This is a genomic window from Plantactinospora soyae (assembly GCF_014874095.1).
Taxonomy (GTDB): domain Bacteria; phylum Actinomycetota; class Actinomycetes; order Mycobacteriales; family Micromonosporaceae; genus Plantactinospora; species Plantactinospora soyae.
This window is the reverse complement of the sequence record NZ_JADBEB010000001.1, coordinates 1,484,129-1,508,218: the sequence shown is the minus strand read 5'-3', so window position 1 is coordinate 1,508,218 and position 24,090 is coordinate 1,484,129. Positions and strand designations below refer to the sequence as shown.

At 70.4% G+C, this 24,090-nt stretch carries 24 protein-coding genes and 1 riboswitch; of the genes, 10 read left to right on the top strand and 14 right to left on the bottom strand.

Annotated features, from left to right (window positions below; genetic code table 11):
• The first annotated feature begins 207 nt into the window (after nt 1-207).
• Nucleotides 208-2,091, top strand: coding sequence for a M14 family metallopeptidase (locus H4W31_RS06675; protein ID WP_404825697.1), 1,884 nt, complete (start codon nt 208-210; stop codon nt 2,089-2,091).
• A 58-nt stretch (nt 2,092-2,149) separates the two neighbouring features.
• On the opposite strand, the gene H4W31_RS06670 is transcribed toward H4W31_RS06675, so the two are convergent.
• Nucleotides 2,150-2,314, bottom strand: a complete 165-nt coding sequence (locus H4W31_RS06670; RefSeq protein ID WP_192765851.1) for a hypothetical protein — start codon at nt 2,312-2,314, stop codon at nt 2,150-2,152.
• Between the two features lie 30 nt (nt 2,315-2,344).
• On the opposite strand from H4W31_RS06670, the gene H4W31_RS06665 reads away from it, so the two are divergent.
• The 6 genes from H4W31_RS06665 (at nt 2,345) to H4W31_RS06640 (ending at nt 7,357) form a co-directional block, all read left to right on the top strand.
• Nucleotides 2,345-2,905, top strand: a complete 561-nt coding sequence (locus tag H4W31_RS06665; protein ID WP_192765850.1) for a hypothetical protein — start codon at nt 2,345-2,347, stop codon at nt 2,903-2,905.
• 90 nt (nt 2,906-2,995) lie between these two features.
• A complete protein-coding gene (locus tag H4W31_RS06660; protein ID WP_192765849.1) occupies nt 2,996-3,928 on the top strand; it encodes an ABC transporter ATP-binding protein in 933 nt (310 codons plus the stop codon).
• A 21-nt stretch (nt 3,929-3,949) separates the two neighbouring features.
• Complete coding sequence (locus H4W31_RS06655; protein WP_192765848.1) at nt 3,950-4,696, top strand: ABC transporter permease; 747 nt, start codon at nt 3,950-3,952, stop codon at nt 4,694-4,696.
• A 6-nt stretch (nt 4,697-4,702) separates the two neighbouring features.
• Nucleotides 4,703-6,049, top strand: coding sequence for a sensor histidine kinase (locus H4W31_RS06650; protein WP_225945418.1), 1,347 nt, complete (start codon nt 4,703-4,705; stop codon nt 6,047-6,049).
• Nucleotides 6,046-6,666, top strand: coding sequence for a response regulator (locus tag H4W31_RS06645; protein WP_192765847.1), 621 nt, complete (start codon nt 6,046-6,048; stop codon nt 6,664-6,666). Before H4W31_RS06650 ends, H4W31_RS06645 begins: the two co-directional genes overlap by 4 nt.
• Before the next feature lie 208 nt (nt 6,667-6,874).
• Complete coding sequence (locus H4W31_RS06640) at nt 6,875-7,357, top strand: pyridoxamine 5'-phosphate oxidase family protein (RefSeq protein WP_192765846.1); 483 nt, start codon at nt 6,875-6,877, stop codon at nt 7,355-7,357.
• 53 nt (nt 7,358-7,410) lie between these two features.
• Here the strand turns inward: H4W31_RS06640 and H4W31_RS06635 are convergent, their stop codons facing one another.
• The 5 genes from H4W31_RS06635 to H4W31_RS06615 all read right to left on the bottom strand — a co-directional run bounded on the left by H4W31_RS06635 (nt 7,411) and on the right by H4W31_RS06615 (nt 12,759).
• The gene (locus H4W31_RS06635) at nt 7,411-8,535 is read right to left on the bottom strand and encodes a CU044_5270 family protein (RefSeq protein ID WP_192765845.1); all 1,125 of its coding nucleotides are present in this window, start codon (nt 8,533-8,535) and stop codon (nt 7,411-7,413) included.
• Complete coding sequence (locus H4W31_RS06630; protein ID WP_318783057.1) at nt 8,532-9,077, bottom strand: RNA polymerase sigma factor; 546 nt, start codon at nt 9,075-9,077, stop codon at nt 8,532-8,534. Before H4W31_RS06630 ends, H4W31_RS06635 begins: the two co-directional genes overlap by 4 nt.
• 125 nt (nt 9,078-9,202) lie before the next feature.
• Complete coding sequence (recQ, locus tag H4W31_RS06625; RefSeq protein ID WP_192765844.1) at nt 9,203-11,044, bottom strand: DNA helicase RecQ; 1,842 nt, start codon at nt 11,042-11,044, stop codon at nt 9,203-9,205.
• 102 nt (nt 11,045-11,146) lie between these two features.
• Nucleotides 11,147-11,881, bottom strand: coding sequence for a phosphatase PAP2 family protein (locus H4W31_RS06620; protein ID WP_192765843.1), 735 nt, complete (start codon nt 11,879-11,881; stop codon nt 11,147-11,149).
• A gap of 29 nt (nt 11,882-11,910) precedes the next feature.
• On the bottom strand, nt 11,911-12,759 hold the full coding sequence (locus H4W31_RS06615; RefSeq protein WP_192765842.1) for a phosphatase PAP2 family protein: 849 nt from the start codon (nt 12,757-12,759) through the stop codon (nt 11,911-11,913).
• A gap of 194 nt (nt 12,760-12,953) precedes the next feature.
• Nucleotides 12,954-13,052, top strand: a riboswitch (cobalamin riboswitch).
• Between the two features lie 108 nt (nt 13,053-13,160).
• On the opposite strand from H4W31_RS06615, the gene H4W31_RS06610 reads away from it, so the two are divergent.
• The 3 genes from H4W31_RS06610 to H4W31_RS06600 all read left to right on the top strand — a co-directional run bounded on the left by H4W31_RS06610 (nt 13,161) and on the right by H4W31_RS06600 (nt 16,086).
• Nucleotides 13,161-14,096 (top strand): ABC transporter substrate-binding protein, encoded by a 936-nt coding sequence (locus tag H4W31_RS06610; RefSeq protein WP_192765841.1) that lies wholly within the window; start codon nt 13,161-13,163, stop codon nt 14,094-14,096.
• Between the two features lie 71 nt (nt 14,097-14,167).
• A complete protein-coding gene (locus H4W31_RS06605) occupies nt 14,168-15,235 on the top strand; it encodes a FecCD family ABC transporter permease (protein ID WP_192771893.1) in 1,068 nt (355 codons plus the stop codon).
• Nucleotides 15,232-16,086, top strand: coding sequence for an ABC transporter ATP-binding protein (locus H4W31_RS06600; protein ID WP_192765840.1), 855 nt, complete (start codon nt 15,232-15,234; stop codon nt 16,084-16,086). Before H4W31_RS06605 ends, H4W31_RS06600 begins: the two co-directional genes overlap by 4 nt.
• Before the next feature lie 11 nt (nt 16,087-16,097).
• On the opposite strand, the gene H4W31_RS06595 is transcribed toward H4W31_RS06600, so the two are convergent.
• From H4W31_RS06595 to H4W31_RS06560, 8 genes are all read right to left on the bottom strand, one after another.
• Nucleotides 16,098-16,709, bottom strand: a complete 612-nt coding sequence (locus H4W31_RS06595; protein ID WP_192765839.1) for a dihydrofolate reductase family protein — start codon at nt 16,707-16,709, stop codon at nt 16,098-16,100.
• A gap of 162 nt (nt 16,710-16,871) precedes the next feature.
• Entirely contained in the window at nt 16,872-17,372 is a 501-nt protein-coding gene (locus H4W31_RS06590) for a hypothetical protein (RefSeq protein WP_192765838.1), read from the bottom strand.
• 303 nt (nt 17,373-17,675) lie between these two features.
• Entirely contained in the window at nt 17,676-18,413 is a 738-nt protein-coding gene (locus H4W31_RS06585) for an ABC transporter permease (protein ID WP_192765837.1), read from the bottom strand.
• Nucleotides 18,414-18,427: 14 nt separating this feature from the next.
• A complete protein-coding gene (locus H4W31_RS06580; RefSeq protein WP_192765836.1) occupies nt 18,428-19,372 on the bottom strand; it encodes an ABC transporter ATP-binding protein in 945 nt (314 codons plus the stop codon).
• Nucleotides 19,369-19,704 carry a winged helix-turn-helix domain-containing protein gene (locus H4W31_RS06575; RefSeq protein WP_318783056.1) on the bottom strand — a complete coding sequence of 112 codons (336 nt, stop codon included), beginning with the start codon at nt 19,702-19,704 and terminating at the stop codon, nt 19,369-19,371. Before H4W31_RS06575 ends, H4W31_RS06580 begins: the two co-directional genes overlap by 4 nt.
• Nucleotides 19,701-20,408, bottom strand: a complete 708-nt coding sequence (locus H4W31_RS06570) for a transporter (RefSeq protein WP_192765835.1) — start codon at nt 20,406-20,408, stop codon at nt 19,701-19,703. Before H4W31_RS06570 ends, H4W31_RS06575 begins: the two co-directional genes overlap by 4 nt.
• Nucleotides 20,409-20,526: 118 nt before the next feature.
• The gene (locus H4W31_RS06565) at nt 20,527-21,696 is read right to left on the bottom strand and encodes a serine hydrolase domain-containing protein (protein WP_192771891.1); all 1,170 of its coding nucleotides are present in this window, start codon (nt 21,694-21,696) and stop codon (nt 20,527-20,529) included.
• Between the two features lie 308 nt (nt 21,697-22,004).
• Nucleotides 22,005-24,089 (bottom strand): HelD family protein, encoded by a 2,085-nt coding sequence (locus H4W31_RS06560; protein WP_192765834.1) that lies wholly within the window; start codon nt 24,087-24,089, stop codon nt 22,005-22,007.
• Between the last annotated feature and the right edge of the window lies 1 nt (nt 24,090).

Below are 24,090 nucleotides of genomic sequence, written 5' to 3'. Positions count from 1 at the left end.
CAGAGCTTCGAGCTAAGAAAATCTTTGCCGGGAGGAGGGTCAGACTGGCATGGGGTGCGGAGTGATCAATATTGATATGACCATGGAACGGATGGTGCAGTGTGCACTACCCAGCGGGATCCTCCCTACCCCCAGGAGGTTTTCATGCCCTTCCGCACCCTGATGTCCCGGCTGTCGACCCGGCACCGGACCGTCGCCCGGCCCACCATCTCGGGCCGGACCACTCCGCGCCGGATGGCGGTACTCGCCGGCACCGTCGTGATCGGACTGCTCGCGGCCGTCACCGGCCCGGTCGCCGCCAGCGCCCAGCCGGACCTGACCGCCGACGCCGAACCGGCCAGCGCCGCCGAGTACCGGGTGCTCGGTCCGCGCACCCTGGACGACCGCAACGCCGTCGCCCGCACCGGTACCTCGATCGACTACGTCGAGCACGGCGTGCTGCACGTGACCGCCACCGCCGCCGAGGTCAAGGCGATCACCGCACTCGGCTTCGAGGTGGCGGCGGTACCGGCGCCACCGGACCGGGGAGCGCCGAACGGCGACGTCGGGATCCTCGACTTCCCGCCGGCCGACTCCGCGTACCACAACTACGCCGAGCTGAACGCGGTGATCAACCAGGTCGTCGCCGACCATCCGACGATCGCCCGCCGGACCAGCATGGGAACCTCGTACGAGGGCCGCGACCTGCCGGTCATCAAGATCTCCGACAACGTCGCGACCGACGAGAACGAGCCGGAGATCCTGTTCAACTCCCAGCAGCACGCCCGGGAGCACCTGACCGTGGAGATGGCGATCTACCTGCTGAACCTCTTCACCGACAGCTACGGCTCGGACTCGCGGATCACCAACATCGTCAACACCCGGGAGATCTGGATCGTCCCGACCGTCAACCCCGACGGCAGCGAGTACGACATCGCGACCGGCTCGTACCGGTCCTGGCGGAAGAACCGGCAGCCGAACAGCGGCTCGTCGAACGTCGGCACCGACCTGAACCGGAACTGGGGCTACAACTGGGGCTGCTGCGGCGGCTCGTCCGGCACGACCTCCTCGGAGACGTACCGGGGCCCGTCGGCGTTCTCCGCGCCGGAGACCCAGCGGCTGCGGGACTTCGTGAACAGCCGGGTCGTCGGCGGTACGCAGCAGATCAAGGCCAACATCGACTTCCACACGTACTCGCAGCTGGTGCTCTGGCCGTACGGCTACACCACCGCCAACACCGGGCCGGGGCTGAACGCCGACCAGGAACGGACGTTCCGGACCCTCGGCCAGCAGATGGCGGCCACCAACAACTACACCCCGGAACAGTCCAGCGACCTCTACATCACCGACGGGGACAGCCTGGACTGGATGTGGGCGACCCACAACATCTTCGCGTACACCTTCGAGATGTACCCGGGCTCGGCCGGCGGCGGCGGTTTCTACCCGCCCGACGAGGTGATCCCGGCGCAGACCTCCCGGAACCGCGAGGCGGTGCTGATCTTGAGCGAGTACGCCGACTGTCCGTACCGGGCGGTCGGGTTGCAGGCCACCTACTGCGGCACCGGGGGCGGTGGCACCACCGTCTGGTCGGACACCTTCGAGACCGCGACCGGCTGGACCATCAACCCATCGGGTACGGACACCGCCACCTCCGGCGCCTTCGAACGGGGTACGGCCCAGGCGACCACCTCCAGCGGCGCCAAGCAACTCGCCCCGTACGCCGGCAGCAACGACCTGGTGACCGGTCGGCTCGCCGGCACGTCAGCCGGTGACTACGACCTGGACGGCGGCGTGACCAGCGCCCAGTCGTCGGCGATCACCCTGCCGGCCGGCGGAACGCTGACGCTCTCCCTGGCCTGGTACCTCGCGCACGGGTCGAACGCCTCGTCCGCGGACTACCTCCGGGTCAGCGTGGTGCACAACGGCGGCACGACCCAGGTGTTCAACCAGGCCGGTGCGGCGAGCAACCGCAACGGCTCCTGGGCGACCGCCACCGCCAACCTGTCCGCGTACGCCGGGCAGTCGGTCCGGCTCCTGGTCCAGGCCGCCGACGCCTCCGGGGCGAGCCTGGTCGAGGCGGCCGTCGACAACGTGACGATCACCAGTTCCTGATCGTCTCCGCCCGTCCGTGGTCTCCGGCTGCCCCGTCGGGGGTGGCCGGAGGCCACGATCAGTCGCCGGACCAACCCCAGAAGTAGATTTCCTGGGGCTGGCCCTTCGCGTCGTACGGAACCGAGCCGCCGCTCTGCGCGTTGCCGTCCGCCAACACTCCCCGGCACGGGGGATGCGGTTGCCTCCGCAGGGTGAAGTGAGACTTCCCCAGGTCCGTGAGCATGACTCCCGAGACCGAAGAACTGGGGGGACCATGAGGCAGGCATCTACGGGTCAACACTCGACGGCAGCCCCGGCCTGGGCAGTCTGGGCGGCGTACGCCGTGCCGCTCTGCATACTGCCGTCGGCGGTTTGGCGCGTCACCCTGCTGTTCCGGGACGGCTTCACCCTCGCCGACGGCGGCTGGTACCTCCTGCTGCTCTCGATCCTCTCGATGGGGCTGGGGCTGCTCACCCTCGGCCTCGTGCAGCGTTGGGGCGAGCGGATTCCCGGCTGGGTGCCCGGCCTCGGCGGCCGCACGGTACCGGTCAGGGCGGCGACGATACCGGCGCTGATCGGCGGCTCGCTGCTCATCACGCTGTGCCTGTACCTCGTGTTCAACCTGACCTTCGATGTCGTCGACCAGGGGCCGGTGCTGATCGGGCCGGACGACACCGGGCATCCGCCGCCCGGCTGGGACGTGTGGCCGTACTATCTGCCGCTGCTGGCGTGGGGACCGCTCGTGTTGGCGCTGGCCGCGAACTACCGGCGGCGTCGCCACCACCAGCCCGACTCGGCTCACCAACAGGGCTTCGGGCGCTCCGCAAGGTGCTGAAGATCCACCGAACGGTGGAGGCGCGAATCAACCCGAGCTCAGACGCGACGGTCGACGTGGCGGGGTGCGGTGCGCCCGTAACTTCGCCGCATGACCGCAATAGAAGTACGAAATCTGCACAAGCGCTACGGGCAGCACATTGCCGTCGACGATGTCTCTCTCACCATTGAAGAGGGGGAGATCTTCGGCATCATCGGGCCCAACGGCGCCGGCAAGACGACAACCGTCGAGAGCATCGCCGGCCTGCGAACGCCCGACTCGGGCTCGATCTCCGTACTGGGATTCGACCCGAAGAAGAATCGCGCGGAGGTGCGTGAGCGACTCGGCGTGCAACTGCAGGAGAGCAGCTTCCCGGACGCGATCAAGGTCGCCGAAGCGCTCGAGCTCTACAGCTCCTTCTACCGGGAACCCGCCGATTGGCGCGAGCTCATGGAGCTCCTGGATCTCACCAAGAAGCGCAACACGCGGTACAAGGCTCTCTCAGGCGGACAGAAGCAGCGGCTCTCGATCGCGCTCGCTCTGGTCGGCGACCCGAAGGTCGCGATTCTCGACGAGCTCACGACGGGACTGGACCCGCAGGCGAGGCGGGACACCTGGAGCCTCATTGAGCGGGTTCGTGACACGGGCGTCACGATCCTCCTGGTCACGCACTTCATGGATGAAGCGGAGCGCCTGTGCGACCGGATCGCCGTCATCGATGGTGGCCGGGTTGCCGCAGTGGATACGCCGGCAGGGCTGATTGCGCAGGCGAGCGCGGTGCAGCAGGTCCGGTTCCGGGTACGGCAGCCGCTCGACAGGAGTGTCCTGACAGAGCTTCGCGACGTGACCGATGTCGAGATCACCGAGGGCCGCTGGCGGGTCACCGGCAGCGGACAGCTTCTGAGCAGCGTCGCAGGGGCTCTCGCCAGGGCGCAGGTCGTGGCGGAAGACCTCCGCGTCGACCAGCGCAACCTCGATGACGCGTTCGTGGCCTTTACGGGCCGCGCCCCGCAATCCCCAGAACTCCTCCAGAAGGAAGGCTGACCCATGCCTGCTCTTGCGAACATGATCAAGGTCGAGACGAAACTCCTCCTCCGAGACTCTGCCACCGTCAGCTTCGGTGTGCTGTTCCCGGCGGGACTCCTGCTCGGGCTGGGCGCCATCCCGGCACTCAGAGAGTCGTCGCCGGAAACCGGCGGGCTCCGGTCCATCGACATCTGGGCGCCGACCGCACTGGTGTTCGGGATGGTGATGATCGCCGTGCAGCACATCCCTGCGGTGATCGCGACGTATCGTGAGCGCGGCGTCCTGCGCAGGCTGTCGACCACTCCTGCGCATCCGCGGAGCGTCCTGCTCGCGCAGATGATCGTCGCGTTCGCCTCCGTGGTCGTCTCCGCGGCACTCATGATCTTCGTCGCGTGGGCGGTGCTGGACATCGCGCCGCCCACGCGGCCCCTGGAGTTCGTCGTCGCCTTCATCGTCGGCTATGCGGCACTGCTCGGGCTCGGCATGATCTCCGCGGCGGTGGTCCGCACGAGCGGTGCCGCGAACCAGATCGGCACCCTCCTGTTCGTTGCGCTGATGTTCTTCGGCGGGGCCTTCCTGCCCCGTGTCCTCATGCCCGACTTGCTGCGCGAGGTCGGCGAGTTCATACCGCCCGGGCTGCAGGCTCTCACCGCGGCGTGGTCCGCCGAAGCGGGCGAGATCACCGCCACCGCCGGTGGGCAGCCCTTCTGGCTGCAGATTGCCATAATGGCGGGTATCGCAGTGATCGCGAGCGCGGTCGCCGCGAAGCTCTTCCGCTGGGAGTAGGGGACGATGAGCCGAGATGCCGGGCCCGGTGAGCGCCCGGGCTCCAGTACCCACGAATCCGCCATCGCGGAAGAAGCAGAGATCGCGAATCGCTCCCGGTTGGCCTGGAAAGAGGAGCAACTGCGGGTCTGGGACCTGCTACAGCTGTTCACACCGTGGCTGCTGCTGACGATCTCGACGGCGATCTACTTCTCGTGGGTGCTTCCGGCCTCCGGTGAACGCTTCTGGCCCGAGGGCACGTCCGTCCTCGGACTGGTCACGGTCTCGGCGCTGTGGGTGCTGTTCGGGCACACACTGCCGATCAAAAGGAGGACGCTCCGGCCCGGGCCGAACGCCATCTACTTCGTCGGACTGCTGGCACTGTGCGTCACCCTCATGACGTACTCCGACATTTTCCTCGTCTTCACCATCGCGGGCTTCTTCCACGCGTACCTGCTCAAGCCATGGCCGGTGGGGGTGCTCGGAGTCCTGGCCACCTCCGTGGCCCTCAACGGCTCGCCGATGCGAGTGTGGGCGAACCCGACCCCAGAGACGCTCGCGGAGTTCATCCTGATCGTCGCCGTGCAGACCGCGGCGATCGGGGTGGGAATCCTGCTCACGGCGCGAAGCGAACCGGAAGAACGCAAGCGGGAGAAGCTCGTCGAGCGACTCGAGGCGGCACTGCACGAGAACGCCGGGCTCCATGCCCAACTGGTCGCCCAGGCCCGGGAATCCGGAGCCCAGGACGAACGGCAGCGGATGGCCGGCGAAATCCACGACACCCTGGCCCAGGGTCTCGCCGGCATCATCACGCAACTCCAGGCCGCGGAGCGTTCCGCGACGGTGCAGGGCGAGACCGAAGAGCACGTTGCGCGTGCACTTCGGCTCGCGCGCAGCAGCCTGACCGAGGCCAGACGGTCGGTGCGGGCGCTCGCTCCCCAGGAACTCGCCAGAGCGCACCTTCCCGACGCGCTCCGCACGCTGACCGAGCGATGGTCGCAGGACGAGGGGATCAGAGCGCAGGTGGAGGTCACCGGCGCCCGAGAGCCACTGAGCCCGGCGATCGAGGTGTCGCTCTTCCGGGTCGCGCAGGAATCGTTGACCAACGTGGCGAAGCACGCGGAGGCCTCGCGCGTCGGTGTCACGCTGTCGTACACGGGCATCGAAGTGCTGTTGGACGTGCGGGATGATGGCCGCGGGTTCGCGAAAGGGGTCGGCACCGGCTTCGGCCTGACGAGCATGCGCCAGCGCATCAGAGGCGTCGGCGGTCACGTAGAGGTGCAGAGCGCACCGGGTGAAGGGACATCCGTCAGTGCGCGCGTTCCGGCGATCACTCCCGGGGGTGCGAGAGCGAAGGAGGAGACCGACCGATGATTCGACTATTGATCGTCGACGACCATCCGATCGTGAGGGGCGGCCTTCGCGACACCTTTGCGGGCGTCGAGGACATCGTCGTGGTCGGCGAGGCCGGTGACGGCGCCGAGGGCATCGAGCGTGCGGAGGTACTGGCAGCGGATGTCGTACTCATGGACCTTCGGATGCCCGGGATGGACGGCGTCGCCGCGACCGCGGCCCTGCGCGAACGGGCCCCGAGTGCCCGGGTGCTGATCCTGACCACCTTCGACAGCGAGAGCGACGTCCTGCCGGCGATCGAGGCGGGTGCGATCGGTTATCTCCTGAAGGATGCGCTGCCCGACGAACTGATGCGAGCCGTCCGTGCAGCCGCGCGTGGAGAGTCGGTGCTCGCGCCGTCGGTGACGCAGCACCTCATGGAGCAGGTTCGGAGGCCCAGCGCCGGCACACTGACCGATCGAGAGAAGGAGGTGCTGCAATTGGTCGCGAACGGCAGTTCGAATCGAGAGGCCGCTACAGCGTTGTTCATCGGCGAAGCGAGCATCAAGACCCATCTGCAACACATCTACGACAAACTCGGCGCTCGTGATCGGGCCTCGGCGGTGGCCGAGGGCTACCGCCGTCGCCTGCTCACCTGATGCCCCGCTGCTGGCCACCGCACGGCAGGACCGTCGGCTGGCCGTCGAGCAGCGCCACCGCCGGCTCGACGCCGTCCTCGACAGGATGAAAGAGCAGGGAAGATGAGCCCCAGGCCCACCACCATCACCGCCCGGCTGGAACTGACCGACTCGATCCGTACCGCCACCGCCGAGCACCTGACCTACCGCGTGCTCAACGGCGGCGAGAATGCCTGAACTCGCCGAGATCGCCCGAGATGTGATCGACGCCAACAACTATCTCGCCCTCGGCACCGCCGACCCCGCTGGCACCCCATGGGTCAGCCCCGTCTTCTACACCCCGGACGGCTACACCGACTTCTACTGGGTGTCCTCACCCGACACCCAGCACTCCCGCAACATCGCCGTACGCCCCGAGATCAGCATCGCGATCTACGACACCCACTCGCCCATCGGTGGCGCCGAAGCCGTCTACCTGAGGGCCAGCGCGACCGAGGTACCGGACGAGGACGTCGACCGGCTCGCCGTCCTCTTCAACAGCCGGCTGCCCGAGCCGAAGCGCATCGGCGTCGACGAGCTGCGGGCACCGGGGCAGTTCCGCCTCTACCACGCGACCGTCACCGAGCACTCCGTACTCGTCAGGGGCAGCGATCCCCGCTACGGCCGGGGCGCTGACTCCCGGATGACGGTGAACATCGGCGACCGGCGGTAGGCGTTGCGGGCCGAGCGTCCGCCCGGCCCGCAACCGTCCTTGGTGTGATCGGTCTAGCTGCTCGGCGGGGTCTCGTCGGTGTAACCGGCGCGCAGCAGCAGCGTCCATCCCATCAGCGTTCCGCTGGCTGCTGCCTTCCGGCCGGTGCCAAGGTTCCAGCTCTCCTCCGCGAGGGCCTGCCCGGTCTGCGGATCGATGATCAGCCGCGTCTGGCCCCACACGGAGTCGCCCCGACGGGTGTGGGCGACCGCCATGCCGGACCGTCCCTCCCGGTCGGTCACCCGGCCGAGGAAGTCGACCCCATCCAGGTCGGCGAGCATGCGGTAGGCGGCGGCGCGTACCCGGGACGGGGCGGGCAGCCCGGCCACGAGGTCCCGGCCGGCGAAGAACAGGGCCTGCCGGAGGTCTTCGGTGCCGCCGCTGCGGCGGTACCGGGTGGTCAGCGCCGCCTTCAGCGCCGCCGGGTCGGCCGGCAGGGCCGCCAGCTCGGCGGCGCTGACCGGCTGGCCGGCGAGGTGCAGGTCGCGGCCGGCGGGGATCACCTGAACCGACCTGGGCCCGGCCGTCGCGTGGTGGACGATGTCGGCGTGTCCAGCTGGCGCGGGCTCGGTCCACCGGGTGGGCGAACCGGCGGCCTTCCAGGCGGCCTCGTCGGCCGGGGTGATTGGAACGAACCCGATGCTCTGGAAGAGATCGACACTCTGGTCACCGGGACGGGTGGCCTGCCACCGCTCGATGCGCGAGCGCACCGCGACGCCGTACCGGCCCTTCGCCGAGTCGACCTCCTTGCGCTCGCCGTGCTCCTGACTGCGGACGAAGTAGCGTCCGGCATCCGACTTCTCCGTGCCGGTCCGCTCGGCGGCGACCAACAGCAGTTCCCGCGCCGACCGTGGCTCGGCCGGCGCGGCGGCCGACGGTCCGGTCGCGCCGGGAACGGGGCGGTCGGGCGCGGCGCCGCCCCCGCTGGTCAGCACGAGCGCGCCGACCGTCAGCGCGGCCGCCATCGGCAGCGCGCCGGCCAGGACGAGACGGCGGCGCGGCACGGCCCGCCGGCGACCCGCGCCCGAACGCGGATACGTGGTGATCGTCATCGGGTCGATCCGGCTGCCCGGTTCGGGGTCGAGGCGGCGGGGTCGGGCTTCGGCCAGCAGCTTCATCACATCGGGTCGGTTGCTCATCGGCTGTACTCCTCGGCGAGAGTGGTCCTGGCGGGTTGACGGTCGACCTGCTGGGCATCGCTCATGCCCTCCCGCAGCCGTTTCCTGGCCCGGTGCAGTCGGACGAAGAACGTTGCCGTCGAGCAGCCGACGACCCGCGCGGCATCCCGGGCGGAGAGCCCGTGCCAGGCCGTCAGGGTCAGCAACTCCCGGTCGTCCTCGGTGAGCCGCGCAAGCGCGACGAGTACCGCCGCCCGGTCGGCGACGCCCTCGGCCACGTCCTCGTCCGCCTCCCGGACCCAGGCCCGCAGCTCGGTGGCAAGGGCTGACTGCCGGACCTCGTCGCGGTACCGCTCACGCCCCACGTTCCGGGCGACGCCGAGCAGCCACGGCAGTGGTGTCGCCGGTATCTCGTCCAGCCGGCGCCAGGCGACGAGGAAGGTGTCACCCACCACGTCGTCGGCGTGTTCACGTCCGGCGCGGCTCACCGCGTACGCGTACACCTGCCGGTGGTGCGCGTCGTAGATCGCGGTGAAGCGCCGGCTTGCATCGGCATCTGTCACAGGCTCCAGCTCCTCGTGCGGGAAGGTACGCCGTCACGAGTAGTGCGTGGAGCAGCCGGGTTCTTACCGACGAATCCGAAACGACCAGGTGGAAGCGGAGCCTCGCGATGCCGGCCGGACCGGCGTCACACCGCGAGTGTGTCCAGGATCTGCTGGCCGTACTTGGCGAGCTTGTTCTCCCCGACGCCGTTGACCCGGGCGAGGTCGGTCAGCGTCGCCGGAGGCTCGGCCGCGATCTGGCGCAGGGTCGCGTCGTGGAAGATGACGTACGCCGGAACGCCCTGTTCCTTGGCGGTCGCGGCGCGCCAGGTCCGCAGCCGCTCGAACACCGGCTCGGCCTCCGGGGACAGCTCGACGACGACGGCGGACCCGGCGGTGCGCGGCTTCGACGTCCGGGAGCCGCCCGCCGCCCGGGGCGCCTCCCGCCGCATCGTCACCTCACGCCGCTTGCCGAGTACGTCCCCGCTCGATTCGGTGAGGCTCAGCGTGCCGTAGTCGCCCTCGACCGCGAGCAGTCCCTGCGCGAGCAGTTGCCGGACCACGCCGCGCCACTCGGACTCGGTCAGTTCGGTGCCGATGCCGAAGACGCTGAGCGTGTCGTGGCGGTGCTGGGCGACCTTCTCCGTCTTGCGGCCGAGCAGGATGTCGATGGACTGACCGGCTCCGAACTTCTGGTCGCGTTCGCGGTGCAGGCGCAGCACGGTGGAGAGGAGTTTCTGCGCCGCCACGGTTCCGTCCCAGGACTCCGGCGGGGTCAGGCAGGTGTCACAGTTGCCGCAGCCGGCGCTCTGCTGACCGAAGTACCCGAGCAGTTGCACCCGCCGGCACTGCACCGTCTCACAGAGCGCGAGCATGGCGTCGAGGTGCGCGGCGAGCACCCGGCGCCGGGCCCGGTCACCGTCCGAGCTGTCGATCATCTTGCGCTGCTGTACGACGTCCTGGAGCCCGTACGCCAGCCAGGCGGTGGACGGCAGACCGTCGCGGCCGGCCCGACCGGTCTCCTGGTAGTAGCCCTCGATCGACTTCGGCAGGTCGAGATGGGCGACGAACCGTACGTCGGGTTTGTCGATCCCCATCCCGAAGGCGATCGTCGCGACCATCACCAGACCGTCCTCGCGCAGGAACCGGTGCTGGTTGGCCGCGCGGGTGCCCGAGTCGAGTCCGGCGTGGTACGGCAGCGCTGGGATCCCGTTCTGCACCAGGAACTCGGCGGTCCTGTCGACCGACGCCCGGGACAGGCAGTAGACGATCCCGGCGTCGCCGGAGTGCTCGGTCCGGAGCAGGTCGAGGAGCTGCTTCTTCGGCTCCCGCTTCGGCACGATCCGGTACTGGATGTTGGGCCGGTCGAAGCTGGCCACGAAGTGCCGGGCGTCCCCGAGGTTCAGCCGGGCGGCGATCTCGGCATGGGTCGCCGGGGTCGCCGTGGCGGTCAGCGCGATCCGGGGTACGGCCGGCCACCGCTCGTGCAGCAACGACAGCGCCAGGTAGTCGGGCCGGAAGTCGTGGCCCCACTGCGCGACGCAGTGCGCCTCGTCGATCGCGAACAGCGCGATTTTGCCCCGGTCGAGCAGCCGGAGCACGGACTCGGTCCGCAGCGCCTCCGGGGCGAGGTAGAGCAGGTCGAGTTCGCCGGCGACGAAGGCCGACTCGACCAGCCGACGGGCCTCGAAGTCCTGCGTCGAGTTGAGGAACCCGGCCCGTACGCCGAGGGTCGTCAGGGCGTCGACCTGGTCCTGCATCAGCGCGATGAGGGGCGAGATGACGACCGCGACCCCGTCCCGGACGAGCGCGGGGATCTGGTAGCAGAGCGACTTGCCGCCACCGGTCGGCATCAGCACCAGCGCGTCGCCGCCACCGACGACCTGGTCGATGATCTCCCGCTGGTTGTCCCGGAAGGTGTCGTAGCCGAAGACCCGGCGCAGCACTCCCAACGCGTCGTCGGTCCGCTGGTCGGTCGGAGAAGTCACCCGGGGGATTCTACGAGGAGCCTGCCCGGTTGGCGTCCCACCCGCCCGGCCACGCCGCCACGCCGGGCCGGAGCCTGGCCGCCACGCCGGTGGCGGCGCCGCTCAGGCGGCGGAGGTGCTGGGCTGGCGCCGGCCGGCCGGTCGTCTGCCCGGGAGGTGGCCGCGTCCCCAGCGAACCGTCCGGTCCAGGACGCCGCGCGCCATGATGACCAGGCAGGTCCCGGCGTTGATGAACGATCCGATCACGTCGCTGGGATGGTGCATCCCCCGGTACATCCGGGTCAGCGCGACGCCGACCGGCACCGCCACCAGCAGCGACCACCAGGCCACCTTGACCGGCGTACGCCGGGCCCGGGCCGCCAGCACCAGCGCCAGGCCGCAGTAGAGGGCGACGGCCGCCGAGGTGTGGCCGGAGGGGAAGCTCGACGTCGGCGGCGACGTGTCCATGTGCTCGACCGCCGGGCGGGTCCGGTCGATCGCCATCGTGGTGAGCAGGAAGATCAGCGCCTGGGTGCTCACCGCGCCGATCAGGAACATCGGTTCCCGCCACCGGCAGCCGGACAGCGCGAGGACGATCGCCACCAGCGCGGTGACCGCGACGACCGCCGACGTGCTCGCGATTGTGCTGAAGACCAGCGAGACGGCGTTCAGCGTGCCGTCCCGCTCCGCCTCGAACCGCCGGTTGACCGCATCCTCGGCGGTGAGCGGCCAGACGTCGTTCAGCACCCTCGTGACCAGGAGTCCCAGGCCCACCATCACCCCGTAGAGGACGGCGGTCGGCAGCACGAGCCGGAGGGCGGCCTGCCGGAGCACCGTGGGTATCTCAGCAAGGGACATCACGCCTTGCTACCCGATACCGGCTCCGGCTACGCCTGCGGGTGGGCCGCGGGCTCGGGCCGCGGCTCGCCCTCGTCGTCGACCATGCCCTCCTCCTCGACGACGCCCTCGGTCATCGGCGAGGTCGGGCGGCGGCCGACGTGCCCACGCCAGGTGGCGAACGCCGCCGTCGTGGCCGCCACCATGGCGGCGCCGAGCACCCAGCCGCCCAGGACGTCGCTCAACCAGTGCACGCCCAACGCGATCCGGCTCAACCCGGTCAGCACGGTCACCGTCACGGCGGCCACCCACAACCCGCACCGGGCCGCGCGGCGCCGGGCGGCGTCGCCGACCCGGTCGGCGAAGGGCAGCAGAGCCAACAGGAGTACGCCGGACGCCAGCGCCGCCGTCAGCGCGTGGCCGGACGGAAAGGAGTAGCCCGGCGCGTGGGACACCGGATCCAGCAACTCGGGCCGGTTCCGGCCGAAGAGCAGTTTCAGGGTGGCGCCCAACACTCCGCCGGCCACGATCGTGGTGACCGCCCAGAGCGCCACCCGGCGGGCACCTCGCCACCACAGCCAGGCCGCCACCGCCAGAACCGCCACCCGTAGCGGTCCCGGGCCGAAGGCGTCGGTCCAGATCTGTGTCGCCGAGACCCAACCCGGGTTCGCCAGGGCGTGTTCGTGCAGCGTCTCGGCGATGCCCTGGTCGACGTTGCGCAGCGGCCACCAGGCCGAGATGACGAGGATGGCCAGCACCGAGAACGGGACCAGTACGAGCCCCGCCGCGGTGGCGGTCAGCGTCAGCCGCAGCCCCAACGACCGGTCGGGATCGAGGCGCCGCTCCCACCATCCTCGGGTTCCCGCGTCTCCGTCCGTGTCTGACTGTGCCGATTGCATGGATCCGCCTTACCCGGCAGCCCCGGTAACGATGCCCATCGGCTGACCGCAGTGGCGGGCGGGCACGTTCACGGGTGGGGTGGGCCGAGGGCACCCGGCTCGTGATCAGCGGGAACGTCCGGCGGATGGCGCGATGCCACTGACGGGTGACGACGCGGATGCGCTACGGTTTCCTCCGACCACCCCGCAGCGAAGCCGGTGCGAAACCGGCGCTGTCCCGCAACTGTGATACCTCCCGCACTCGTCGATCCCCCCCGGGCACACGCGACGCGACCAGCGGAGGATAAGCCAGGTCGCCTGCGGCACGGTCGCGGATAGCGCCTTCGAGGAAGGGCGCCCCGTGGGCGGGGGCACCGGTACCTGTCGGCGGAGCACCAGACCTCTCCCCGACAGGAGGACCCATGAGAAGACGTACGCCCAGGTTGTTGACCGTGGTGCTGACCACGGCCGCGCTCGCCCTCGGGGCCTGCGCCGACGATCCCGCCCCGGAGCCGGGTACGGGTGCCAGTGGCGCCGCCGCCACCTTCCCGGTCACGGTGGGCGCGCTCACCCTCGACAAGCGCCCCGAGAAGATCGTCGTACTGGGGCCGAGCGCCACCGAGATGCTCTTCGCGATCGGGGCCGGCGAACAGGTCGCCGCCGTCGACGACAACTCCAACTTCCCCGCCGACGCGCCGAAGACCGACCTCTCCGCGTTCACCCCGAACGCCGAGGCGATCGCCGCGAAGAACCCGGACCTGGTGGTGCTGACCAACGACCTGAACAAGATCGTGGACCAGCTCGCCCAGTTGAAGATCCCGTACTACCTGGCACCCGCCGCGAAGACGCTGGACGACACGTACCGGCAGATCACCGACCTCGGCACGCTCACCGGCCATCCGGACCCGGCGGCCGACCTGGTCCAGCGGATGAAGGACGACGTCGGCAAGCTGGTCAAGGACCTGCCGCAACGGTCGACGAAGCTGACCTACTTCTACGAACTCGGCCCGGAGTACTACTCCGCGACCAGCAGTACGTTCGTCGGATCGCTGTTCGCGATGGTGGGCCTGACGAACATCGCCGACCCGGCGGACGCCGACGGCGCCAAGGGCGGCTACCCGCAACTGTCCGAGGAAGCGCTGATCAAGGCCAACCCGGACCTGGTCTTCCTGGCCGACACCAAGTGCTGCCAGCAGTCCGCCGAGACGGTCAAGGCCCGGAAGGGCTGGGCCGGGGTGACGGCGGTGAAGAACAACCAGATCGTCGCGCTCGACGACGACATCGCCTCCCGCTGGGGACCCCGGGTCGTCGACCTGCTCCGGGCGATCGTCGACGCGGTGGCCAAGGTCCCCGCTTGAGCACAGCGGGCACCCCCGGTGCCACAGGCACGCCGGTACGTCCCGGGGAGCCGGCCGCGCCCGGTCGGTCGATCCGGGGCGGCCGGCCGGTCCGGCCCGCCGGACTGCGGCGGCGCTGGCTGGTCGCCGGGTTCGCCGCCGTACTGGTCAGCGCGATCGCCGGGATCGCGTTCGGCCCGGTCAGCCTGCCGCCGGGCAGTGTCGCGATCGAGCTGCTGAACCTCGTACCCGGAGTGCACCTGCACAGCGGACTGAACGAGCGCGAGGTGGCGATCGTCACCGAGCTGCGACTGCCCCGAGTGGTGCTCGGGCTGCTCGTCGGCGGGATGCTGGCCCTGGCCGGCGGCTGCTACCAGGGCGTCTTCCGGAACCCGTTGGCCGATCCGCACCTGCTCGGGGTGGCCGCCGGAGCCGGCCTGGCGGTGACCGCCGTCATCGTGGCGCGCGGGGTCACCGGCGCGGACGTCACGGTCGGACTTCCGGTCACCATTCCACTGGCCGCGTTCGTCGGCGCGCTCGGCGCGGTGCTGCTGACGTACCTGCTCGGCGCGGCCGGTGGTCGGGACCGGTCGCCGGCCACCCTGATCCTGGCCGGGGTGGCGGTCTCCGCGTTCCTCGCCGCCGGGCAGACCTATCTGCTGCAACGCGACGCGGAGAGCATCCAGGAGGTCTACTCGTGGATGCTCGGCCGGCTGGCCACCGCCGGCTGGCACGACGTGCTGCTGATGCTGCCGTACACGGTGGTCACCGCCGCCGTCGTGCTGCTGCACCGCCGGGAACTCGACGTGCTGGCGCTTGGCGACGACGAGGCAAGCAGCCTCGGACTGCATCCGCAGCGGTCCCGGCTGCTGCTGGTCGCCGCGGCCTCGCTGGGCACCGCCGCCGCGGTCTCGGTGTCCGGGCTGATCGGCTTCGTCGGGATCATCGTTCCGCACACCGTACGGATGCTGGCCGGGTCCAGTTACCGGGCCGTCCTGCCGCTCTCGGTGCTGTTCGGCGGTGCCTTCCTGGCCCTGACCGACCTGGCCGCCCGTACGGTCGCGGCGCCGTCCGAGATTCCGATCGGCGTGGTCACCGCGCTGCTCGGCGGGCCGTTCTTCGCGCTGGTGCTGCGGACCACCAAGCGGGTGTCGGAATGACCGGACGGAACGACGCGGCGGGGCGGAGCGATGCGGCGGGCGAGGTGACCGGGCGGGCCGACGTCGCCGTCGAGGTGACCGGGCTCGGTGTCACCCTCGGTGGGGCGCGCATCCTGAGTGGTGTCGACGTCTCGGTGGCGACCGGCGAGTGGGTGACGGTGATCGGGCCCAACGGCGCCGGCAAGTCGACCCTGCTCCGCGCGGTCGGTGGCCTGCTGCCGGCCGGCACCGGGGCGATCTCCCTCTTCGGTACGCCGATCAACCGGCTCCGGCGCCGGGACCGGGCCCGGATCGTGGCGACGGTGGCCCAGTCCCCGGTCGTACCGGCCGGGATGGCGGTACTCGACTACGTACTGCTCGGCCGGACTCCGTACATCCCGGCGCTGGGCCGGGAGTCGGCGGCGGACCTGGCGGTCGCGTACGACGTACTCGACCGGCTGGACCTGACCGGGTTCGCCGCTCGGGCCCTGTCGACGCTCTCCGGTGGTGAGCGGCAGCGGGTCTTCCTGGCCCGGGCGCTCGCCCAGGGCGCCTCGCTGCTGCTGCTCGACGAGCCGACGAGTGCGCTGGACATCGGACACCAGCAGGAGGTGCTGGAACTCGTCGACCAGCTCCGCGCCGACCACGGCCTGACGGTGCTGGCCACCATGCACGACCTCTCGGTCGCCGGGGAGTACGCCGACCGGATGGTGTTGATGGCGGCCGGCGAGGTGGTTGCCGACGGGCCGCCCCGCGCGGTGCTGACCGACGAACTGCTTGCCGTGCACTACCGGGCCCGGGTCCGGGTGATCGACGGTGAACATGGTCCACTCGTCGTCCCGGTCCGGGCCCGCCGTAGCGGCCAGCGGTAGTCCAGCGCCGGTCAGTCCTGGCCGAAGGTCCCGGGGACGATCGCGCCGGCCGGCTCGTAGGTGCAGATCATGGCCCCGCTGGTGGAGACCTTGCTGTGCACGAGCTTCAGCCCGGCGGGGATGGCGCCCTCCGAGAACAGGCGCTTGCCCGATCCGAGGACGACGGGGAAGACCAGCAGGTGGAACTGGTCGACGAGGTTGTGCCGCAGCAGCGTCTGGATCAGGTTGGCGCTGCCGTGCACCTGCAACTCCGGCCCGTCCTCCTGCTTGAGGGCGGCGATGCCTTCTGCCACGTCCCCCTCGATCAGGACCGACCTGGCCCAGCTCAGGGTGGGGCGGCCGCGCGAGGCGACGTACTTGGTGGCGTCGTTAAGGGGCTTGGCGCCCTCCTCCTCCGAGGCGGTCGGCCAGAACGAGGCGAAGATGTCGTACGTCCTGCGGCCGAGGACGAGATCGAAGGGTTTGCCCATCGTCTGCCCCATCGCCTGGGCCACCTGATCGTCCCAGTAGTTCACCATCCACCCGCCGTGCGCGAAGCCGTTGTCGTCGTCCTCTCCGGGGCCGCCCGGGGCCTGCATGACGCCGTCGAGGGTCAGGAACGCGGTCACGATCAGCTTCCTCATGGTTCTTGTCCTTCCGATGTCCTCCGTGATGCCAGTAACCCTGTCACCGACAATTAGATCTGTCAAGACAAGAAAAGCTGCCGGTGGAAGGATCGCAAAGACGGTGATGGGCGCCGTACGACTCGTGGTCGCAGGCGCCCATCACGGCGTGACGTGTCGTGCTCAGCTCACGCTGGGCGAACCACCCAGTGCCCTGGACTTGTCGCCGAGACCGTCGAGGTCGAAGTTGAAGTTGATGACGCCGTCGGAGGTCCAGCCACCGGCCGTGGACGACGAGACCGTCGCGGTGGTGCACTTGAGCCTCGGGTTCTGGTACCGGTTCATCGAGTCCGTGAAGTCGCACCACTTGGTGGCCTTGTTGACGTCGTTGCGCTCCAGCCGGGCGTGCACCTTGAAGAGGTCCCAGGTCGATCCGCTGGACGCCCTGGCCTGCTCGATCAGGATGTACGCGTAACGCGAGTTGCCGTTCTTCACCACACACGTCTTCATCGCGACGTTGGTGGCCGCCGGCGCCGACTGGTATTGGTAGGCGGAGCACCGCGTCGTCGGTGCGGCGGAGGCCGGGGACGCGGTGAGCAGGAGGGTCGTCAACGCCAGCAGGGGAGTGACGACGACGGCGGCGATCTTCTTGCCGGGCGAACTCATCATTGAGGTCTTCCGCATGGGGGCACATCCTCCGGATTCAAGCCTCGCGACCACGGTGCAGGGCCGCGTCGCCGCCGCGGTCGCGGCCGGCGCAGCCACACTGAACCATGGTTGTGGACCGGATCGACCGGCATGATCAGAACCTTGCGGAAATCTTGATGGACACTTGTCGGCGTGGATGTTCTCGGTCGGGATCCGTGCGGCTTGACGGCCTGAAACCGTTACGGTGCAACGAATTGACGGATATTCGGCCGACGTCGTCGGAGTGTCGTGTTTCTGTCCCTTTTGGACCTCCCGGGTCCCGGCCGGACCGCCGTACCCTCAGCTGAACCGTCGGCCCTCGTCGCGCCGGTAGGCCCAGCCGGCGATCGCGGCCAGCACCACGATCCAGACGCCGAGCATGACCAGCGACAGCGGGTTGACCGCGAAGTCCCCGACGGACGCCCACATCAGCTCCGCCGCGCCCCGGGTCGGCAGGTAGGGGGCGATCGTCTCGATGAACCCGGGTGACTGGCCGGGCGGAAAGAGCAGACCGCCCCCGAAGGCCAGCGGGAAGAAGAGGATCTGGGCGACCACGATCGCGGCCTTGCTCGGTAGGGAGTACCCGATGGCGAGCCCCATCAGGGTGAACGGGACGGCGATGATGACGGTCGTGCCGAGCGCGGCCAGGAACGCCGGACCGCTGACCCTCGCCTCGGTCGCCACCGCCGCGATCACCACCACCGGGATCAGCGACAGCATGGTCATCGCCAGGCCGGCGAGGATCCGGCCGGCGAACCGGGGAGCGGCGCCGGCGGGCAGCGTCCGCAGGTAAGGGTCCCAGGGTTGGGCCCGATCCTCGGCCACCCCGATGCCGTACTGGAAGATGTTGGTGCTCATCACCGCGAAGGTGACCATCGCGGCGGTGGCGTTGGTGGCGACGACGGGGTCGTTCCCGCTGAACGGTACGACGAAGAACAGCATCGACGCGGCCGGGAAGAAGGCGCTGCCAACGATCGCGATCGGGATCCGGAACGTTTCCAGCAGTTGATATCTGGCGTGTACGAGGGACAGCCGCACGACCGGATCCTCCTTCAGACGTCAGCGGGTTGAGTGAGGCGGGCCTCGGACTGCACGGCACCGGACTGCGGGCCGGTCTGCACGGCCTCGGGGGCGGCGTCGTTGGTGATGGCCAGGAAGGCGTCCTCCAGCGAGGTGGGCCTGATCTCCAGCCCGGAGAACGGGACCCCGGCGCCCACCAGGTCACGGACGAGCTGGTCCGCGTCGGTGGTGAGCAGGTGCGTGACGCCGTCGATCCGCTCGACGCCGCGTACGCCCGGCAGTGCGGGCAGCTCCGCAGCCACCAGGCTGACCCGGCGTACGCCGACCAGGTCCCGGATCGCACTGACGCTGTCGTCGGCGAGTACCCGGCCTCGGCCGAGGACCACCACCCGGTGTGCGAGCGCCTCGATTTCTTCCAGATAGTGGCTGCTGAGCAGCACGGTGCCGCCGTCGGCGTGGAACTGGCGGATGCCGTCCCACAGCTCGCGGCGGGCGGTCACGTCCAGTCCGGTGGTCGGCTCGTCGAGGAAGACGAGACGGGGCCGGCCGACGAACGCGAGCGCGACGGCCAGCCGCCGCTTCTGCCCGCCGGAGAGCCCGCCGGTCTGCCGCCGGGCGAGGTCGTCGATGCCGAACCGGCCGAGCAGTTCCGCCCGGGGCACCGGGTCGGGGTAGTGCGCGGAGACGAAGTCGACCACCTCGCCGACCCGCAGCGTGGGCGGCAGACCGGTCTCCTGGGGGGTCACCCCGATCTGCCGCCGGGAGGCCGGGTCACGGGGGTCGCCGCCGAGCAGTTCGACCCGGCCGGAGCTGGTCCGGCGCAGCCCGACCAGCAGGTTCAACAGGGTGCTCTTGCCGGCTCCGTTGGGGCCGAGCAGGCCGACGAGTTCACCGGCGTGCAGGTCGAGGTCGGCTCGGTCGAGGGCGATGAGGTCGCCGTATCGGCGGGTGGCCTGGACGGCGCGGGCGAGAATCATCTCTCCTCCGTCTGTGCGGGATCCAGCGTCTGGGGCGTGTCGAGCAGGGCGCGGACCGCCAGGGTGTACTCCTCGAAGGCGAACCGGCCGCGCCGGGTGAGTGCGACGAGAGTGGTCGGGGTACGGCCCTGGTGGGTCTTGACGATCTCGACGTACCCGGCCTCCTCGAGCTTGCGGAGGTGCACCGAGAGGTTGCCGGCGGTCATCTGCAGGACGTCCTGGAGCCGGGGGAAGGTGATCCGGTCGCCCTCGCAGAGGGTGGCGAGGGTGGCCATGACCCGCAGCCGGGCCTGGGCGTGGATCACCGGGTCGAGTTCGGGCGGCCCACTCACCGGTCGCTCCGGGCACTGGGGGTCCGGCGAGCGCGCTGGGCGCTCCCGGCGCGGTCGCGGAGCAGGAAGACGACGCCCGCCACCAGCATTCCGCCACCACCGGCGATCGAGACCACCAGCGCGTGCCAACCCGGTCCGGCGATCACTCCGACGATGTTGATCACGCTGATCCAGGCGCCCAGCCGGAACAGGTTGCGGTCGAGCCAGATCGCGCCACCGGCCATGTGTAGGGCGCCGGTGAGCCCCACCGGGACGCCGGACCAGAGCAGCCCTGCGATGTCCTCCGGCAGGTAGTCGGAGACCTGGCCGAGGACCACCATGACGCCGGAGAAGCCGAGGCCCCAGGCCAGGCCGTACCAGAGACCGCGCCGGTTGGAGTCGCCGGTCACCTGGCCGTAGGTCCGCGCGCCGGTGATCCCGGAGATGATGCCGGCGCTGATCAGCAGGGTGAAGAGGGTGGCCAGTGGCAGCCAGAGGGGCAGCTCGACGAACACCCGGCCGTCCGGCCCGAACCGCAGGAAGAGCAGGCCGAAGCCGATCAGCCAGGCCAGACCCCAGGGCCAGTAGTACCAGAGCAGGTTGGGGCTGAGCTTGCGGGCCGCCTCGGCCTGCTGCTCCGCGATCAGCCGGAGCGCGGCGGCCGGATCGGCCGGCGGCAGTTCGTCGTGTTCGTCGACAGATTCGTTGTCAAAGCTCCCGGTCACGTAAACGAGTTTACAATACAAACTCCACGAGCACACCAACTACTTTGACGACACTCGCCGCCGGAGGTTGTGCGGCGGGCGCCGGCCGCAGGAACGGGGCGGGCGCCCGCCGAGCGGATTACCGGGCGAACGCCGAGGCGCCCGGGGCGGGAGTGAACCGTAGGGCGTCCGTCCGGCCGCCCTGAGCCCGGTTCGCCGCCGTCGGGGCCGGTGCTGTTCCACCCAGCGCGGTGAGCAGGAAGTCGAACAGCGCCGCGCCGATCGGATCGGGCAGGCCGGGAGCCCAGTAGTGGCTGGCGTTCAGCGCGACGCTCACCTGGCGCCGGCCGTCCGCCGAATGCAGCGACATGGTCTCGGACCCCAAGACCACGCCGTCGTGCCCCCAGACGGGGATGCCGGGCAGTGACGCGCTGATCAGGCCCAGCCCGTACCGGCCGCCGTCCGGGTTGGCGGGATCGGCCGGTACGGTCCGACGCATCTCGGCCAGTTCGGTCGGCCGGAGCAGCTGCCCGCCGAGCAGCGCCCGGAAGAACCGGTTCAGGTCGGCGGTGGTGGAGACCAGTTCCCCGGCCGTCCAGGCCCAGGACATGTTGTAGACGCTGAAGTCACGCAGGGTGGCGTCGTCCCAGGGCAGGTAGGCCGCCGAGTGCGGCCCTTCGATCCGGGGCGACGTACCCGGGAAGTAGCTCCCGTGCAGGCCGAGCGGGCGCAGGATGCGGCGGGTGAGTTCCACGGCGGCCGGCCGCTTGGTGATCCGTTCCAGGAGCAGCCCGGCCAGGATGTAGTTGGTGTTCGCGTAGTAGTGATGCTCGCCCGGCGCGCCGACCGGCGGCTCCGCCAGTCCGATCCGGACCAGTTCCGCCGGCTTGATTGTGGTGTGCTGGTACTTCTCGATGCCTTCCAGCGTCCCGAACAGGACGTGGTCGTAGTCGTTGATCCCGCCGGTCTGGTTCAGCAGCATCCGGACGGTCACCCCGGCCGGTACGAGTTCAGGCAGGTAGCGGCCGACCGGTGCGTCCAGCGACAGCCGGCGCTCGGCGACGAGTTGCAGCAGCGCCGTCGCCACGAAGGTCTTGGTGATGCTGCCGACCCGGTGCTGGAAGTCCGGTCGGACCGGCCGTCCGGTCTCCACATCGGCGACTCCGCTGGCTCCCCGCCAGGTCGCGCGGCCGTCGCGTACCTCGGCGAAGACGCCCGGCATTCCGGCGTCGCTGATCGCCCGCAGGCGTTCCCGCAGTACCTCGTCCGGCAGACCGCCGCCGGAACCGGTCGGCGCGGCGCCGGCCATCGCGGGGGTCGCGGCGCTGCCGAGCGCCACCACCGCCACGGTCGACCCCAGGGCGGTACGCAGAAAGTTGCGGCGTGACTGGTACGGACGGAGCGGGTGCACAATTCCTCCCGGATGGATGGCGGGTGCTTCCTCCGATCATGTCCCGCCAACGGTGGCGTAATCGTCCACATCGGTGATGAACCGCACCTCCCCGGTGCGAACGAGTCGCCGGGGTCCGGTCCCTCTTCCGGTTCCACCTCGTGGTGGAGACGGCACCGCCTCCCGAGGCCATCGCAGGCGGGCCAGGAAGGGCGCCGGAAGGCGGCTCAGAGCGGTGCGGGCAGGGGCTCGGTGTGCAGCACGGCGAGCCGGGAGACGGCCCGGGTCAGCACCACGTAGAGCCGGTTCAGGCCGCGTGGTTCGGCCGCCACGATCCGGGCCGGCTCCACCACGATCACGTGGTCGTACTCCAGGCCCTTGACGAGGGTGGCCGGGACGACGGTGACCCGCGCGGCGGTCTCGACCTCGTCGGCGGTCGCGGCCGCGATTCCAGCGCCGGCCAGCGCCGCGCGCAGCCCGTCGGCCTCGGCGTCGGCGGCGATCACCGCGATCGAGCCGTCGTGGGCGAGCGCCGCCCGTACCTCGGTCACCGTCGCCGCCGACAGGTCGGTCACGGTACGGATGTCGAGCGCGCCGTCGCGGCGCAGCGACTCGGCCGGCGGTACGTCCACGGCGAGCGCCGGCAGCAGCCGGTTGGCGAACGCGACCACCGCGGCCGGTACCCGGAAACCGATGGTCAACGGCACCACCGAGGCGTCCGGCTTGCCGAGGTGCCGCAGGGACTCCCGCCAGTTCGTGGCGGCCCACGGCGCGGTGCCCTGGGCGAGGTCGCCGAGCAGCGTGATCGAGCCGTGCTCGCTGCGCCGGGCGATGGCCCGGCACTGCATCGCGGAGAGGTCCTGGGCCTCGTCCACCACCACGTGTCCGAAGCTGGGCAGCCGCTCGACCAACCCGGCCGCCTCGTCGACCAGTACGGCATCGGCGGCGCTCCACTTCGCCGCCTTCGCCGTACGGGGCGGTTTCGGCCAGGTCAGCAGCGCCTGTTCGGCCTCGGTGAGCAGGTCGACGGCGGCACTGGCCAGCGCGTCCGGATCGGCGAGCAGCCGGTGTACCAGCCCGTCCGGGGTGACCGCCGGCCAGCACCGGTCGAGGAACTCGGTGACCGGCTTCGACCGGCCCATCCGGCGCAACCACACCTCGCCGGGTGACTCGGCCCGGCGCGCCTCGGCCTGTCGTTGCAGCAGGCTGACCACCCGGGCCCGGACCCGTTCCCGACCGGTGGCGTACGGCAGCCCTTCCCGGCGGGCCTCCTCGACCACCCGGCGCAGCGCCTCGGTGCTCACCCGCCAGCGGAACGAGCCGTCGGAGACCGTGATCGGCTCCTCCGGATCGTGGATCAACCCGGCCAGGGCCCGGCGCAGCACCTCGGCCATCCGGGCGTCGTGCTTGACGATGGCGGTGGCCGGCTGGTCGGTGCCCCGGATCGCCAGGGTTCCGGACCGGGTGGTGCCCTCCGACCGGTACGGCGAGGTGACCAGGTCCTCCACGGTCGCCTGGGTCACCTCGACCTCGCCGAGCGCGGGCAGCACCGCCGAGATGTACGACAGGAACGCCCGGTTCGGCCCGACGACCAGTACGCCGGACCGGCGCAGCCGTTCCCGGTGCAGGTAGAGCAGGTACGCGGCCCGGTGCAACCCGACTGCCGTCTTACCGGTGCCCGGAGCACCCTGTACGCAGATCGAGTCCGCCAGGTCGGCGCGGACCAACTCGTCCTGCTCGGGCTGGATGGTGGCGACGATGTCCCGCATCGGACCGACCCGGGGGCGTTCGATCTCGGCGGTGAGGATCCGGCTCTTCGTGCCGTACTCCTCGCCCCGGTCGAGGTGTTCGTCCTCGAAGCTGGTGAGCTGACCGGCGCCGAAGCCGAACCGTCGCCGGGTGTGCACCCCCTGCGGGTCCCGGACGCTGGCCCGGTAGAAGGAGCGGGAGAGCGGAGCCCGCCAGTCCAGCACCATCGGCTCGCCGACCGGGTCGGTGACGTGGCGCCGCCCGATGTGGTGACTCGCGTCGGAGAAGTCGAGCCGGCCGAAGAAGAGCGGGGTGTTGGGATCGTCGGCCAGTTCGGCGACCCGGCGGGACAGCGTACGGCCGAGGGTTTCGGCGGCGTACGCGTCCCCGGCGACGTCCTGACCGGTGCTGAAAAGTGCCTCGGCGTGCTCCCGCATCCGCCGGAGGGCGGCCCGGGAGGCGCCCAGGTGGGCCCGTTCGGCGGCGAGTTCCCGGTCGAGGTCGTCGGGCTGGTGTTCCGTGGCAGCGTGTTCGATGGGCGGGTCGAAGGCGGGCAGGGTCATC